General features: G+C 55.3%; 16 protein-coding genes and 1 riboswitch. Of the genes, 8 read left to right on the top strand and 8 right to left on the bottom strand.

The genetic code is table 11. The annotated features are described in order from the left end of the window. Entirely contained in the window at window positions 1-726 is a 726-nt protein-coding gene (locus ABLO27_RS03785; RefSeq protein ID WP_353030537.1) for a glycerophosphodiester phosphodiesterase family protein, read from the bottom strand. Window positions 727-1164: 438 nt separating this feature from the next. On the opposite strand from ABLO27_RS03785, the gene ABLO27_RS03780 reads away from it, so the two are divergent. The 6 genes from ABLO27_RS03780 to ABLO27_RS03755 all read left to right on the top strand — a co-directional run bounded on the left by ABLO27_RS03780 (window position 1165) and on the right by ABLO27_RS03755 (window position 7882). After that, window positions 1165-1749: a YceI family protein gene (locus tag ABLO27_RS03780; RefSeq protein ID WP_353030535.1), complete on the top strand. Its 585-nt coding sequence runs from the start codon at window positions 1165-1167 to the stop codon at window positions 1747-1749. A 54-nt stretch (window positions 1750-1803) separates the two neighbouring features. Further along, a complete protein-coding gene (locus ABLO27_RS03775; RefSeq protein ID WP_353030533.1) occupies window positions 1804-2388 on the top strand; it encodes a cytochrome b in 585 nt (194 codons plus the stop codon). A 24-nt stretch (window positions 2389-2412) separates the two neighbouring features. After that, window positions 2413-2970 (top strand): YceI family protein, encoded by a 558-nt coding sequence (locus tag ABLO27_RS03770; protein ID WP_353030531.1) that lies wholly within the window; start codon window positions 2413-2415, stop codon window positions 2968-2970. A gap of 145 nt (window positions 2971-3115) precedes the next feature. Next, window positions 3116-4753 (top strand): fumarate hydratase, encoded by a 1638-nt coding sequence (locus tag ABLO27_RS03765; protein ID WP_353030529.1) that lies wholly within the window; start codon window positions 3116-3118, stop codon window positions 4751-4753. A 120-nt stretch (window positions 4754-4873) separates the two neighbouring features. Then, window positions 4874-4994, top strand: a riboswitch (TPP riboswitch). Between the two features lie 92 nt (window positions 4995-5086). Continuing rightward, window positions 5087-6883, top strand: coding sequence for a phosphomethylpyrimidine synthase ThiC (thiC, locus tag ABLO27_RS03760; RefSeq protein ID WP_353030527.1), 1797 nt, complete (start codon window positions 5087-5089; stop codon window positions 6881-6883). 405 nt (window positions 6884-7288) lie between these two features. Further along, window positions 7289-7882, top strand: coding sequence for a L,D-transpeptidase (locus ABLO27_RS03755; RefSeq protein WP_353030525.1), 594 nt, complete (start codon window positions 7289-7291; stop codon window positions 7880-7882). A gap of 107 nt (window positions 7883-7989) precedes the next feature. On the opposite strand, the gene ABLO27_RS03750 is transcribed toward ABLO27_RS03755, so the two are convergent. Further along, window positions 7990-8556, bottom strand: coding sequence for a TetR/AcrR family transcriptional regulator (locus ABLO27_RS03750; protein WP_353030523.1), 567 nt, complete (start codon window positions 8554-8556; stop codon window positions 7990-7992). 450 nt (window positions 8557-9006) lie between these two features. On the opposite strand from ABLO27_RS03750, the gene ABLO27_RS03745 reads away from it, so the two are divergent. After that, the gene (locus tag ABLO27_RS03745) at window positions 9007-9477 is read left to right on the top strand and encodes a nuclear transport factor 2 family protein (protein ID WP_353030521.1); all 471 of its coding nucleotides are present in this window, start codon (window positions 9007-9009) and stop codon (window positions 9475-9477) included. Between the two features lie 16 nt (window positions 9478-9493). Beyond that, on the top strand, window positions 9494-10117 hold the full coding sequence (locus tag ABLO27_RS03740) for a pyridoxamine 5'-phosphate oxidase family protein (RefSeq protein WP_353030519.1): 624 nt from the start codon (window positions 9494-9496) through the stop codon (window positions 10115-10117). A gap of 104 nt (window positions 10118-10221) precedes the next feature. On the opposite strand, the gene ABLO27_RS03735 is transcribed toward ABLO27_RS03740, so the two are convergent. The 6 genes from ABLO27_RS03735 to ABLO27_RS03710 all read right to left on the bottom strand — a co-directional run bounded on the left by ABLO27_RS03735 (window position 10222) and on the right by ABLO27_RS03710 (window position 14305). Beyond that, complete coding sequence (locus ABLO27_RS03735) at window positions 10222-10932, bottom strand: DNA helicase (RefSeq protein ID WP_353030517.1); 711 nt, start codon at window positions 10930-10932, stop codon at window positions 10222-10224. 187 nt (window positions 10933-11119) lie between these two features. After that, the gene (locus ABLO27_RS03730; RefSeq protein ID WP_353030515.1) at window positions 11120-11488 is read right to left on the bottom strand and encodes a DUF971 domain-containing protein; all 369 of its coding nucleotides are present in this window, start codon (window positions 11486-11488) and stop codon (window positions 11120-11122) included. A 67-nt stretch (window positions 11489-11555) separates the two neighbouring features. After that, on the bottom strand, window positions 11556-12992 hold the full coding sequence (locus ABLO27_RS03725) for a cryptochrome/photolyase family protein (RefSeq protein ID WP_353030513.1): 1437 nt from the start codon (window positions 12990-12992) through the stop codon (window positions 11556-11558). 97 nt (window positions 12993-13089) lie between these two features. Continuing rightward, the gene (locus ABLO27_RS03720; RefSeq protein ID WP_353030511.1) at window positions 13090-13524 is read right to left on the bottom strand and encodes an SRPBCC family protein; all 435 of its coding nucleotides are present in this window, start codon (window positions 13522-13524) and stop codon (window positions 13090-13092) included. Next, window positions 13521-13862, bottom strand: coding sequence for an ArsR/SmtB family transcription factor (locus ABLO27_RS03715; RefSeq protein WP_353030509.1), 342 nt, complete (start codon window positions 13860-13862; stop codon window positions 13521-13523). Before ABLO27_RS03715 ends, ABLO27_RS03720 begins: the two co-directional genes overlap by 4 nt. Further along, window positions 13859-14305: a cupin domain-containing protein gene (locus ABLO27_RS03710; protein ID WP_353030507.1), complete on the bottom strand. Its 447-nt coding sequence runs from the start codon at window positions 14303-14305 to the stop codon at window positions 13859-13861. Before ABLO27_RS03710 ends, ABLO27_RS03715 begins: the two co-directional genes overlap by 4 nt. Window positions 14306-14350: the final 45 nt, after the last annotated feature.

Here is a 14350-nt window from a genome sequence, read left to right as displayed (position 1 = left end):
CTAGTCTAATACCAACATCTTCGTGTTTTTCTCTACATCCCTGAAAACCTCGACATGGTCGATGTTCATCTGTTCGATACCGCAGCGGACGGCTTTCTCGAACACGGCGCGATCAGCTCCGGCATAAAACAACTGCGTCACCAGCCCGGCCTCCCTGGCTTCGGCGACCAGGTTTTCATCGAAACAATCTTCGTGAAACTCCAGAATGTGCGCTTCCTGGGCAACGGCGCGTTCGACCGACCCGACATGGGCAAACAGCACCATGCGCTTGAGGTCAGGCACCTTTGCCCGCGCTTCTGCCCGAATGGACTGATCGAATGAGAAGGTCCACGCGTCATTCAACATGCCGCGCACGGCCAACATGTCCCGCACCTCACCCGGATCGCCTTCCTTGATCTCGACATAGGTTCCAATCCGGCCTTTGCATCGATCCAGAAAAGTGTCAAAGCGCGGGACGCGCTCTCCGGCGAACTCCGGGCCGAACCAACCGCCTGCATCAAGCCGGTCGATCTCGGAAGAATGCATATCGGCAAACCGGCCGCTGCCGTTGGTTGTTCGATCCACCGTCTCGTCGTGCATGACGTAAAGCACCCCGTCCTTTGACGGCCTCACGTCGAACTCGACCACATCCGCGCCAAGGTCGATGGCCTTTTCGAGTGCCACCAGCGTGTTTTCCGGCGCAGCAAGGCACGCCCCCCGGTGACACACTATGACTGCCTGTTTCACGATTGATTCTCCTTCATCTCCAGACAATGCCTGGAGTCACGTTTGGCTGATGGCGCTTTGGACTTGAGGGAAACTGTTCAAACAGATGCACGCGATTGGTGATGGAATGATGACACAACAATTTTCTTCAATAATTCAGCCCCTTGCCTCTCCACAAGACAAACTGCAGATGTCCAAGCTACTCAACTGGAATTGATTCTTCAGTTACCCGACCTTCAGTTTACCCTCGTCGGGCACCGGATGTGCACCTTAACAAGGTGGACAGGCAAATGTCTGACTTCAATGACGGAAATGAGAGAAAGCCGGCCAGAGCGACAGACGTGGAATTGTTCAGCCAACACGAACAGACAGTCAAATAGCGCTCGCGTTTTTTTTACATATATCTGGCTGGCAGCGTTCATGAGCGAACGCTCCCGAAACAGTCAAAGAGGTTTGATCATGATCCGTTTTGCAGCTTCAGCGCTTGCTTTGTCCCTACTGGCCGGAACCGCCGTTGCCGAACCTGTCGCCTATGATTTCGACAAGTCTCACGCCAATTTGTCCTTTACCTACAATCACCTTGGATACTCCACCACAGATGGCCGTTTCGGCAACTGGGAAGGAAACCTCCAGATCGACAAGGACACGCCGTCCAATTCTTCCGTCGAGTTTACCATCGACATCGACAGCCTCGACACCTTCTGGGCGGATCGGGACACTCACCTCAAGAGCGCCGACTTCTTTGATGCTGCAAAGTTTCCCAAAGCAACCTTCAAAAGCACCAAGGTTGAGCAAACCGGTGAAAACCAGCTGGAAGTCACCGGCGACATGACTATTCGGGACATCACCAAGCCGGTCACCCTCCAGGTTCAGGTGACCGCAATGGGTGAACACCCCATGGCCAAAAAAGAAGCTGCCGGCTTTGCCGTTACGACCGTGCTGAAACGGTCTGACTTCGGCATGGACAAGTATGTTCCCTATGTCAGTGACGAAGTGAACGTGACTTTCCACGCAGAAGCGCTTACCGCTGCTCAGACCAACTAAAGAAAACTCTCCGGAAGCCGGTTCCGACCGGCTTCCCTTTCCAGGGAACAGGCCATGCTGCGCAATACAACGACAGGGTATGGGCAAATAGCCATCTTCTTCCATTGGACGATGGCTCTCCTGATTATCGGCATGCTTGCTTTTGGTCTTTACCTGACCACGCTGCCGCAAACCGACCCTGCGACTTTCCAGCTTTTCCAGCTGCACAAGTCCATCGGGTTTGTGGTTCTGACGCTTGGTGTGCTGCGGTTGGTCTGGCGCGTGTTCAATCCGTCACCAAAACTTCCCGAAGGCATGCACCCGCTGGAAAAAATCGGGGCGCATCTTGGTCATGTCGGTCTCTACGCACTTATTTTCGCCATGCCGATCACCGGCTGGTTCATGGTGTCCGCTTCGCCTTGGGGCATTCCGACAATTCTGTTCAATGTGCAACCAGTACCTCACTTGCCGGTTCCTGAAATTCTGGGGTCCAAGGAACAGGCAGAGAGCTTCTTCAAACTATTGCATGCGTATGGTGCCTACCTGCTGATCGCACTGATCGTGGTACATGTCGCCGCAGCACTGAAGCATCATTTCATTGCCAGGGATGACACGCTGAGGCGCATGGTCTCCACGGCACCTGCAAAAAATGACACCTGACAGAAAGCTTTAGGAAAATACTACATGGCTCTGAAAAAACTAGTATACGCCCTCCCCATACTGGCCATCTCGACGCTCTCCGGCCCTGCGCTTGCAGACACATGGACTGTCGACCCGGCGCAGAGCACGCTTGGCTTTGAGGTCAATCAGGCCGGCAACACGCTTGCAGGTACCTTTGCCTCCTGGACCGCAAGCATCGATTTTGACCCGAACGCACCGGAAGCTGCGAAAATTTCCGCCGAAATCAATCCGGCGAGCGCAGCCACCGGCAACCCGCAGTTTGACGGCACGTTGCCAGGCAAGGAATGGTTCGACGTCGACGGGTTCCCGGCTGCGGAATTCAAGGCAGACAGCGTTTCGCTGGTCGAAGGAAACAGCTACCGTGCCAGCGGCACCGTAACCATCAAGGGCGTTGCCCATCCTGTCGATCTGGATTTCACCCTGCAGATTGACGGCGACACGGCAAAGGCCGAAGGCAAGGCTACCCTCAACCGACTGGACTATCAGCTCGGCGCAGGTGTGGGCACTGATACAGTGGGCGATATCGTGACCGTCACCCTGGATCTGACCGCCACGCGGTAATCCGGCAAACCTGGGGTCCGACCAATTGGGCAGGCCACGGCACTTGGCGTCCGTGGCCTTTTTGCCGTATGAGAACACCACTCATTGCTCCAGCGTAGCCGGTTCGCACTCGGATCGGCAGAAGCCAGATCAGGAAAGCTGTCCCATGAACGCTCCCGTCACCCCTCCCGACTATCAGCACAGCGCTCTTTTCCCGCAAAGCCAAGACGAAACGCCGTATCGCAAGCTGACATCCGACCATGTCAAAACTGCAGAATTCAACGGTGAAGAAGTCCTGATGGTGGAACCGGAGGGATTGCGCCTGCTTGCCGAGGAAGCCTTCAAGGACATCAATCACTATCTGCGCCCGGGCCATCTGGAGCAGCTGAAGAAGATTCTGGACGATCCGGAAGCAACCGAAAACGACAAGTTTGTCGCGTTCGACCTTCTAAAGAACGCCAATATCGCCTCGCATGGCGTTCTGCCGATGTGTCAGGACACCGGCACCGCCATCATCATGGGCAAGAAAGGCCGCCGTGTCTGGACCGATGGTTCGGATGATGCGGCGCTCGGCCAAGGTGCCCGCGATGCGTATTTCAAGAAGAACCTTCGGTATTCACAGCTCGCGCCGCTTTCCATGTTCGAGGAAAAGAACACCAAGAACAACATGCCGGCACAGATCGAGCTCTATGCGGAAGGTGAAGACGCCTACAAGTTTCTTTTCATGGCAAAGGGTGGTGGTTCCGCCAACAAGACCTTCCTTTTCCAGGGAACGCCGTCGCTGCTCACTCATGACCGGCTGGTTGAGTTCCTGAAGGAAAAGATCCTGACCCTCGGCACGGCGGCCTGCCCGCCTTATCACCTGGCCATCGTGGTTGGCGGCACATCGGCGGAGCTGAACCTGAAGACCGCCAAACTTGCATCCGCACGTTATCTGGACAACCTGCCAGCCGAAGGCTCCGAACTCGGTCATGCGTTCCGCGACACGCAGCTTGAGCAGGAGATACACAAACTGACACAGGCAACCGGCGTCGGCGCCCAGTTCGGCGGCAAGTACTTCTGTCACGATGTGCGTGTCATTCGCTTGCCACGCCACGGAGCCTCGCTGCCGATCGGCCTTGCCGTTTCCTGTTCCGCTGACCGCCAAGCCGTCGGCAAGATCACCAAGGACGGTATCTTCCTGGAACAGCTTGAGATGCATCCGGAAAAGTACCTTCCGGAAGTTACCGACGATCACCTTTCCGACAATGTGGTGAAAATCGACCTGACACGGCCGATGCCGGAAATCCTTGGAGAGCTCTCCAAACATCCGATCAAGACGCGTCTGTCATTGTCCGGTCCACTCATCGTGGCGCGCGACCTTGCGCACTCCAAGCTGCGCGACAGGCTGGAGGCCGGAGAGCCCCTGCCCGACTACATCAAGGACCATCCGGTTTATTACGCGGGCCCGGCCAAGACCCCGGAAGGCATGCCGTCCGGCTCCTTCGGGCCGACAACGGCAGGGCGAATGGATGCTTATGTCGATCAGTTCCAGGCGGCCGGTGGCTCCATGGTCATGCTGGCCAAAGGCAATCGCTCGGCGCAGGTCCGCCGAGCCTGTCAGGCTCATGGCGGCTTCTACCTCGGCTCCATCGGCGGCCCGGCCGCCCGTCTTGCCCAGGACTGCATCAAGAAAGTCGAAGTGGTCGAATTCGAGGAACTCGGCATGGAAGCCGTCTGGCGGATCGAGGTCGAGGACTTCCCGGCCTTCATCGTGGTCGATGACAAGGGCAACGACTTCTTCAAGGAACTCAACCTGAGCTGAGATCCGCCAAATTCCGCAAGACACGCAGGCAGCCATCCGGCTGCCTGTTTTTTTGCCGCGGCTGGACTCATGGATCGCCGCATCAGGTGATTGACAGAATCGTTCTTCAGCCAATACGCTCCGGCCTTGCAGGGGAGCCCCGCTAAGGGGGCTGAGAGGTGGACATCGCGCAAGCGGAGTGAAGCGACCCTTTGAACCTGACCCAGGTGATACTGGCGTAGGAAGCATTCAGAGCGGGCCGCTATTCGGTCGACCTTTCATGGTCAACAGCTCCCCTTTCCTGCAAAAGCATGACGACGGGTCTTTCTGAGCAAACAAAGCTAGGAGAGAACCTTGACCACTCCCTCAGTTGACATCACGACCGGCAGCCTGCCGGCCTCCCGGAAGGTTTACGTTTCCGGACAATTTCATTCGGACATCCGTGTTCCAATGCGTGAGATCGGCCTGCACCCGACGGCCGGAGAACCACCGGTTACAGTGTACGACACGTCTGGCCCCTACACCGATCCGGAGGCAACCATCGATATTGCAGCCGGCCTTGCCAGGACGCGGCGTAACTGGATTTTGCAGCGTGGTGATGTCGAGGAATATGACGGACGCACCATACAACCGGCCGATAACGGCTTCGTATCGGCTGAAAGGCTCGTGCCAGAGTTTCCGGATACACCACGTCCCTTGCGCGCAAAGGACGGCCGCCCGGTCACCCAGCTCGCTTATGCCCGCGCCGGGATCGTAACTCCGGAAATGGAATACATTGCCATCAGGGAAAATCAGAAACGCAAGGCGACGACCGAACGGGACGGAAACGATTGGGGCGCACACATTCCCGATCTGGTCACGCCGGAATTTGTGCGTGACGAAGTTGCTGCCGGTCGTGCGATCATTCCGGCAAACATCAATCACCCGGAAAGCGAGCCGATGATCATCGGCCGGAATTTTCTGGTGAAGGTCAACGCCAACATGGGCACGTCCGCCGTCACTTCCTCCATGGCGGAAGAAGTCGACAAGATGGTGTGGGCGATCCGCTGGGGTGCGGATACCGTGATGGACCTTTCAACGGGAAGAAACATTCACAACACCCGCGAATGGATCATTCGCAATTCACCGGTTCCGATCGGCACCGTCCCGATCTACCAAGCGCTTGAAAAAGTCGGTGGTATCGCCGAGGACCTCACCTGGGAAATCTTCCGTGACACGCTCATTGAACAGGCAGAGCAAGGTGTCGATTATTTCACGATCCACGCAGGCGTACGGCTTCACATGGTGCCGATGACGGCTAACCGGGTGACCGGAATTGTCAGCCGTGGCGGCTCGATCATGGCCAAGTGGTGCCTGCATCACCACAGGGAAAGCTTTCTCTACGAGCATTTCGCCGAGATCTGCGACATCTGCCGCGCCTACGACGTCTCTTTCAGTCTCGGCGACGGCCTTCGCCCAGGTTCCATCGCCGACGCAAATGACGAAGCGCAGTTTGCCGAACTCGAAACCCTGGGTGAACTCACCAGGATCGCCTGGGACAAAGACTGTCAGGTCATGATTGAAGGACCTGGACATGTCGCCATGCACAAGATCAAGGAGAACATGGACAAGCAGCTGGAGTGCTGCCACGAGGCACCGTTCTATACGCTTGGACCGCTCACCACGGACATCGCACCGGGCTACGATCACATTACCTCCGGCATCGGCGCGGCAATGATCGGTTGGTTCGGTTGCGCCATGCTTTGTTACGTCACTCCCAAGGAACATCTGGGTCTGCCTGACCGCGATGATGTCAAAACAGGAGTGATCACATACAAGATCGCGGCACACGCGGCTGATCTTGCCAAAGGTCTTCCCGGCGCTCAGGCACGCGATGATGCGCTTTCACGCGCTCGGTTCGAATTCCGTTGGGAAGATCAGTTCAACCTGTCACTGGACCCGGACACAGCCCGGGACTTTCACGATCAGACATTGCCGAAAGAAGCTCACAAGGTGGCGCATTTCTGCTCCATGTGCGGGCCGAAGTTCTGCTCGATGCGGATCAGCCACGACATTCGCGCGGAAGCCCAGAAAACGGGAATGGCTGAAATGGCAATGAAGTATCGCGAGGGTGGTGATCTCTACATGCCGGTCACCGAACAGGACACCTGAATGAGGCAATTGCCGGGGGCTGGCGTCTTCAGTCTCCGGCAGTCACATTCCGAGAATCACTCCGGCCGCGTATGTTCGAAAGGCCCCATGCACGTTACCGTGCCTATTTTTCTGAAGAGAATTTCAAAAAATCCGCTGACAGGTTCAAAAATCAACAGTCAGCCAGAACATTGGCATAAATATCAGCATCTTTGACGAGATTTGTCAGGACAACAGACCGATCGAGCATAATTTCGTTGCAATTTCAGCAGATTTGATCGACCTCAAGCGAACTCACATCAACGTGAGATTCCTTTCACGCCCATTTTGGGTCATGATTGTTAACAGTGCGGCAAGGACATTCTCCTAACGTAACCTTCGATTTGAAGCGCGCCATTTGTGGGCTGGGCGCTGATGGGGGAAAAGATGAAGACTTTTTTATATGCAATGATTGCTGTTATGGCCGGAGCGCTGTTGCTTCCTGCTAATGCTTCCGCGCGGGCCGGTTTCTTCGACCACAGCACGAACACCTGGGTAACGCCCAAGTATCATCCGGGTGGCAAGTCACCGATCAAGCGGAAAAAGGTTCGCTACAGCGGCCCCTACAAGCCGGGTACGATCGTGGTCAACACATCCGAGCGTCGCCTCTACCACGTTCTGCCGGGCGGAAAAGCGATGAAATACGGCGTCGGTGTCGGCAAGGACGGTTTCCAATGGGCCGGAACGCATCGCATTACCCGCAAGGCGGAATGGCCAAGCTGGACACCTCCTGCACAGATGCGTGCCCGTGAGCGCAGGAAGGGCCGTATTCTTCCTGCCTACATGCCGGGTGGTCCGCGTAACCCGATGGGAGCCCGCGCGCTCTATATTGGTTCTACCCTGTACCGCATTCACGGCACGATCGAACCCTGGACGATCGGTTCGGAAGTTTCTTCCGGCTGCATTCGCCTTGCCAACGAAGACATCATTCATCTTTATGAGAATGTTTCCGTCGGCTCGAAGATCATCGTCACGCGTTGATTTGAAATCTCATAATACAAAAGCCGGGCAATTTGGCCCGGCTTTTTTTATGCGTTCTGCAATGTCCGACAGGAGTGCGGCGTAGTCTGAATTGCGCTGTCGTCGTGTCAGCTTCCAAGCTGCGCAGCGATCAAAACCTCAGCTGCCAGCCTTGCGGCTCCCGCCGGGTCCGGATCAAACCCCATGTGGGCTGCGACGATCGCCCCCTCTTTCAAAAGAAGCAGCTGACGCGCAAGCAAATCCGGATCGGTGGCCCCGGCCTCCTCAGCCATTTCCTGAAAAGCCGATTTAAGCAGTCTCTTATGCTCGGCCGACTGAACATAGACAGGATGTTGCGGATCCTGAAACTCCGCTGATGCCTTGATAAACATGCAGCCTTTAAAGGAAGGCTCTGCAAACCACTCTTTCAAAATATCAAAAACCGCCAGAAGGCGTTGACGCGGTGGCAGCGCAGCATCATCCAGCTTGCGGAAGAACCAGTTCCGAAAGGTTTCATCACGGTAACGCAATACAGCCAGGATCAGATCATCCTTGGTCCTGAAGTGTTTGAACATGGTGGTCTTCGAGATGCCGGTTTCGGCCACGAGTGCATCCATGCCCGTGGCGTGAAAGCCATCGCGATAAAAAATCACCAGTGCCTTCCGGACCAGTTCGTCTCGTTTGCTTGGGCGCATGAAACCTCTTTCTGTACTGATCTGTAACTAATAGTTCTCTTCTTCTCTTTCAAGTCTTTTTGAACATAGCGAATGTTTGCATTCTCTCCAGTTTTGCATTTTCCAAGTCAACACTCTGTTATTCCTCATATTTCAAACAAACCCGTCTATCTAACTTCACTGGCATGACAAACTTGCCGAGGACAAAATTGCCTCTTGAAAATATGAACTGATCGGTACATATACGATTCATAGCTGAACAGAACAGTACAGTTACTCTGTTCCAATCAGGAGGTTCACGATGTTTTCCGTCAGACCAGCCTTTCCGCGCAGCTTTTATGTGTTTGGCGCCGCGCTAACTGCCTTGCTGCTTGTGATGAGCACGTTTCAAAACAGTTCGGTCGAGGTGAGCTTGGCGGAGAGCATGACCCTTCCACCGCCCCCGCAAGTCCTCGCACTGGATCTCAATCAATGACTGAACAACGCCCGCCTCTCCCGCCGTTCACGGAAGAAACCGCCCGCCAGAAAGTACGCGCCGCAGAAGACGGCTGGAACAGCCGCAACCCGGAAAAGGTATCCCTCGCCTATACGCCCGATACCGTCTGGCGGAACCGATCCGAATTTCCGGTAGGGCGCGACCAGGTGATCGCGTTTCTCACCCGCAAATGGCAGAGGGAGTTCGAATACCGGCTGATCAAGGAACTCTGGACATTTGCCGACAACCGCATCGCGGTCCGCTTCGCGTATGAATGGCATGACAGCGAAGGCCAGTGGCACCGTTCCTACGGCAATGAAAACTGGGAATTCGCTTCAAACGGACTGATGCAGCGTCGCTTTGCCAGCATCAACGACCTGGCGATTGACGCAGCAGACCGAAAAATGCTGTGGCCCCAGGGCCCTCGTCCGGCAGATCACCCGGGCTTGAGCGATCTCGGCCTTTAGGCGGAAGGAGAATGAAATGGCCCGCGCCTTTTCGGAAATTGCCTTCACTCAAAGTGTTCGCAATCGACAAGAGGAACTTGGTTCACGTGGCGATTACGCATCTCTGGATAGCCCGGGTGTCGACCCGGGCGACCATCTGACGGAGATAGAGGCCAGGTTTATTCAGGCTCGTGACGGCTTCTACCAGGCAACGGTTTCCGAAACAGGCTGGCCCTACGTACAATTTCGCGGCGGCCCTGTGGGCTTTCTGAAGGTCCTTGATGCAACGACATTGGCTTACGGGGATTTTCGCGGAAACCGGCAATATATCAGTTCAGGCAATCTTTCGGACAATGACCGTGTGTCGATCATTCTTATGGATTACCCGAACCGAACCCGGTTGAAGATCTGGGCGAGAGCCCAACAGGTTCCGATCAAGGACGACCCGGATCTCGCCGCGGCAGTCGCATTGCAGGGGTACCGTGCACTTCCTGAACGTGTTGTCGTTCTGTCAGTCGAGGCATTCGACTGGAATTGTCCGCAGCACATTCCGCAACGCTTTACGCTTTCGGAGCTTGCGCCTGACCTGACAGCATTGCGAAATCGCATTCGCGAGCTTGAAGAGGAAAATGCGGAACTCAAGGCGTTTTTGAAATCCTGAGAGATTTGATGGGACGGCCTTGCCCCGCCCCATCTGACCTTGGTACTCCAGTTGACGGGTTACATTTACCGGTCACCCACTCTTTCGTGCGTGATCATTCCGGTTCAGTTCGCAACAAGAGCCATTTGCCCTTCGTGCAGAAAGCACCCTTTGCTGAACAGCGACAGATCCAGGGGGTTCGGCAATCTCAGATCCGAGAAGTCCGGTAGTCTTTTCCTCTCCGGATCAAAGGAACGATGGATCTGGGAAAGAAAGACCAGCCTGATCCCCCGTTCGGCTGCGAAGTGCTTCAGTGTCTTGATCTGTTGTTCAAGTTCCGGCGCCGTACGGCGTTGATCCAGCACCTGCAGGTAATCGACCACGGCAACTGTGCCCCGGGATGCGTTCGACAACCGATCCACGATAAGATCTGCACAAAGATCCTCCGAAAGATCGATCTGAATACCATCTGGCCGGAGCAAGTCTTTGTCCGCCTGATCTGGCAATCGCCGTTTGATGTCTTTCAAGGAACATTCGACCGAAAAGAACACTGCCTGAGTTCTGTTTTTTGCCGCTTCTGCAATCAGCCTGAGGCCAAAAACAGTTTTGCCCTGCCCTGGACGCGCTGCCAGGAGAAGCATTTCTCCATCCTCCAACGCATTGAGAACATACGCTTCGGGTTTTGCTTTCGGCTGAATGGAGGACAAATGCCCCCAACTAAGAAAGCCTTCACGAACAGCAACCCGATCCAGCGCGACATGCAGTGGCAGCTTTGCTTCTCGCGCCAGCTGGCGAGCCTGTTGTTTCAGACGAAAAAGTGGAGCCGATAGTTTCATTCGTGACCTCCCTGTTTTCGTGCGATTGCCGCAATCCCTCCTTATGCGAAAACACGATCAGGTGGTTCTGAATGAGTAAACCCTGCAGGTCGGCTGCTGCTCCTTTGGAGGGGGAAGGCTTGGGTTGAGCCCAAAGCAAGAATAGCCGATTCTGCTTCCGCCTATCCACCCTGTGCACCGGGAAAACTCAGAGATCTCTACTGAGGCCTTTCTGCTCCAACTCCTGCAGATACACTCCCCAGTGCTTTTCCGGTTCATTGGCCAGCTCGAAGAAGTAGGTCCAGGAAAAGATGCCTGAATTGTGCATATCGTCGAAATGAATACGCACCGCGTAATTGCCGACCGGTTCGATCTTCATTATTTCGACGTTTCGTTTTCCGGGAACGGTCTGTTTCTGTGAAGGATTATGTCCCTTGACTTCCGCAGACGGCGAACACACACGCAGATACTCAGCAGACAAGTCATGACGCTCGCCATTGTTGAACGCGATCGTGAGCGTTTTCTTGTCTTGTGAAACACGCAGCTCGGTTGGCCAGGGTGCGCTGTCGTCTGTCATGGAAGTGTCCTGTCTGAACGATACTTTAAGCTGATCTGCGCGGACGATAGCGCTGCGCGCTTCGCCGTCAAGCCGCGTTTTGTCCCGCCTGTTTTACGACCTCGTATCCTTCAAGGGCCGCCTTGCGCGCCGAAGCGTGATCCACAATCGGAAACGGATAGTCTTTTCCCAAACAAATGCCAGCCCGTTCCAGGTCTTCTTTCGATGCATCGAAGGGAGCAAAGAGATCTGCGGTACGCAGATTTCGCAATTCCGGCACCCATTTTCGCACATAAGCTCCCTCGGGGTCGAGTTTATTCCCCTGACTGATCGGGTTGAAAATTCGAAAATACGGTGCAGCATCCGCGCCGGAGCCGGCAACCCATTGCCAGCTTGCAGAATTGTTTGCCAGATCCGCATCAACAAGCGTGTCGCGGAACCAGGCCTCGCCGTGCCGCCAGTGGAGCCGGAGGTGTTTGATGAGGAAACTTGCCACGATCATCCGCACCCGGTTGTGCATGTAGCCGGTCTGCCAAAGCTCTCTCATGCCGGCATCCACGATCGGATACCCCGTCTGTCCCTGTTGCCATCGTTTCAGGTCACCCGGACTTTCGCGCCAGGGATAGTTGTCAAATACGGACCGCCAGTTTTGCGAAGGAAGCTGCGGAAAATGGTAGAGGAGATGATGGGAGAACTCGCGCCAGGCGATCTCCGACAGGAATTTCATTCCATCTGATTTCGGATCATCATTGCCTGCCAGTCTTTTCCTGGTTTCATGCCAGACCTGGCGCGGAGAGATGTCACCGAAATGAAGGTGCGCTGACAATCGGGAAACATTTGGAAGATCCGGCCGATCACGCAGTTCCCTATACCCCGGAAGCCCGTTCTCCAGAAACCATCTGAGCTGCGACTGGGCTCCGGTTTCACCAGGTTGCCAGAGTTCGCCCCACCCCGCTGCCCAGTCCGGCTTTTCCGGCAAAAGACCCAGGGTCTCCAGGTCTTCACCGTGCCGATAGGTCTGGGCAGCAAGTTCTGCCGGAGCTGCAAGTGGCAACCCGACTTCCAGTTGCTGCGCGGCTTTCCAGAATGGCGAATAAACCTTGTAAGGTCCGCCCGCTCCGGTTTTCAGCTCCCATGGTTCAAAAAGTAATCCGGCCTTGAAGCTTTGTGCGTCAAAGCCGTCCTGTTTCAGCGTGTTCTTGATCTCGCTGTCACGCTCAATTGCATGTGGATCGTAGCAGCGATTCCAGAAGACGGCTTGGACACCTGTTTCTCGGGTAATTTCCGGGATCAGATGACGCGAACTGCCCCGCAGCAAAACCAGTTCAGGAAGAGATCTTTTCAGTTCTGCAAGACTGTGATGCAGCCACCATCTGCTGGCGCCACCCAACGGATGCGTGTCACCAGACTGATCTGGCGTCTCCAGAACAAAAACGGGAAGAACAGCTCCCCGCCTTGCCGCTTCGTGTAGCGCTGGATTGTCGGCAATTCTTAGGTCCTGCCGGAACCATACCAATGTGGTCATGCTGTCCCTGTCTGTATCTTTGAAAGCAGTACGTCAGGGACAGCAAACGGATCAATCAGATTGTTCTCAGTGACCTCGGTAGAGCTCATTCCCCCGGTCAGGCGTCCACGCGTGCCGTCGCTTCCTTTCGCAAGCGACCAAAATGTTCGTCCCATCCGCTGTCCAGCGCGCTCAGCATCGCAAATGCCGCTTCTCCTGCCGCCTGCTCAATGCCTTCGTGCGACAAGGTGAGTTGCGTGCCTCCGGCTGCATCCTGCAACCGCCACCGTACTGTTGTCATTGCCCCATTGAGCGGCTTCACCGTGAAGGTGTAGACGAGGCTTTCGAACGGACGCATTTCCAGGACTGTTCCCCAGCAGATTCGGCTCATGTTTCCCCGCTGATCAAGAAGCGTGTAGTCAGCTCCCTCTTTGAGATCCTGTTCGGCAGGGTGAAACCATCTGGCCAACTTGTCCTTTTTCGTCAGAAAGTCCCATACAACTTCACGTGGCGCATCCAGAAAAATCGTTTTGGTAATCGTCGTCGCATTCATTGGTCGCCCTCCTTGGCCTTTTCCATTTCCTTTGAAATTTCACGCTGCAGATCGGACAGTCTGACGTCCCAGAAACTTTCGAAGTAGCCGAGCCACTCAAAGGCGGATTTGAGCGGTTCTGGATTAAGCGAGCTGCGTCTTTCCCGGCCACTTACTTCTCGCTTGATGAGATTTCCTTCCTCCAGAATGGTCAGATGCTTGTTGATGGCGGTTCTGGTGATGTCAAACCGGTCGGCAATGTCTGCGACCGCAAGACTTTCATTCGACAGATAGATCAGAATTTGTCGCCGCGTCGGGTCTGCAAGCGCGCGGAATACGTTCTGTGGCCCCGCGTTCATCGCCCTCCCTCCTTCACCGGGAGGAAATCAAACGGGCCGTCCTGAACAAGGAACGTGAGGCAATCGTCCGCCGAAACACATTTGCTGATGTGAGGTATGCCGGCAGGTATCTCGTAGAAGGCACCGGCTTCAAGCCCTTTGGCTGAACCGCCTTCAATGTTTTCAGCGAGGTGCACGATCTCACCAGTCAGAACCACTCCGGACATGGCTGCGCTCTTGACATGGAGCGGACTTGAAAGACCGGCCGGCAAGCGCACCATCGCAATGTAGCCCTCTTCAAACCTGTCCCCTTTCAATGGAGCAAACCCGACACCTTCCGGGGTCGCTTCCCACTCCAATTCCTCTAGGCCCAGCAACTTCATGTCGACAGCTTCCGCCGCGAACGCCGGGCTGAAGGAGCTCACTCCAATCGAAGCGAGCATCATCATCCTTTTCATCTTCATGCGACATCTCCTCATGACACCCTTTGGTGTTATTTAAATGACACC

Source organism: Roseibium sp. SCP15, assembly GCF_040329435.1.
Lineage (GTDB): Bacteria > Pseudomonadota > Alphaproteobacteria > Rhizobiales > Stappiaceae > Roseibium.
The sequence above is the reverse complement of the archived record's forward strand: the minus strand, read 5'-3'. Positions and strand labels throughout refer to the sequence as shown.

What these genes read in the sequence shown, in the direction of transcription:
- ABLO27_RS03780 (WP_353030535.1), top strand. Translation starts at nt 1,165, where the DNA reads ATGATCCGTTTTGCAGCTTCAGCGCTTGCTTTGTCCCTACTGGCCGGA.
- ABLO27_RS03775 (WP_353030533.1), top strand. Translation starts at nt 1,804, where the DNA reads ATGCTGCGCAATACAACGACAGGGTATGGGCAAATAGCCATCTTCTTC.
- ABLO27_RS03770 (WP_353030531.1), top strand. Translation starts at nt 2,413, where the DNA reads ATGGCTCTGAAAAAACTAGTATACGCCCTCCCCATACTGGCCATCTCG.
- ABLO27_RS03765 (WP_353030529.1), top strand. Translation starts at nt 3,116, where the DNA reads ATGAACGCTCCCGTCACCCCTCCCGACTATCAGCACAGCGCTCTTTTC.
- ABLO27_RS03755 (WP_353030525.1), top strand. Translation starts at nt 7,289, where the DNA reads ATGAAGACTTTTTTATATGCAATGATTGCTGTTATGGCCGGAGCGCTG.
- ABLO27_RS03750 (WP_353030523.1), bottom strand. Translation starts at nt 8,556, where the DNA reads ATGCGCCCAAGCAAACGAGACGAACTGGTCCGGAAGGCACTGGTGATT.
- ABLO27_RS03745 (WP_353030521.1), top strand. Translation starts at nt 9,007, where the DNA reads ATGACTGAACAACGCCCGCCTCTCCCGCCGTTCACGGAAGAAACCGCC.
- ABLO27_RS03740 (WP_353030519.1), top strand. Translation starts at nt 9,494, where the DNA reads ATGGCCCGCGCCTTTTCGGAAATTGCCTTCACTCAAAGTGTTCGCAAT.
- ABLO27_RS03735 (WP_353030517.1), bottom strand. Translation starts at nt 10,932, where the DNA reads ATGAAACTATCGGCTCCACTTTTTCGTCTGAAACAACAGGCTCGCCAG.
- ABLO27_RS03730 (WP_353030515.1), bottom strand. Translation starts at nt 11,488, where the DNA reads ATGACAGACGACAGCGCACCCTGGCCAACCGAGCTGCGTGTTTCACAA.
- ABLO27_RS03725 (WP_353030513.1), bottom strand. Translation starts at nt 12,992, where the DNA reads ATGACCACATTGGTATGGTTCCGGCAGGACCTAAGAATTGCCGACAAT.
- ABLO27_RS03720 (WP_353030511.1), bottom strand. Translation starts at nt 13,524, where the DNA reads ATGAATGCGACGACGATTACCAAAACGATTTTTCTGGATGCGCCACGT.
- ABLO27_RS03715 (WP_353030509.1), bottom strand. Translation starts at nt 13,862, where the DNA reads ATGAACGCGGGGCCACAGAACGTATTCCGCGCGCTTGCAGACCCGACG.
- ABLO27_RS03710 (WP_353030507.1), bottom strand. Translation starts at nt 14,305, where the DNA reads ATGAAGATGAAAAGGATGATGATGCTCGCTTCGATTGGAGTGAGCTCC.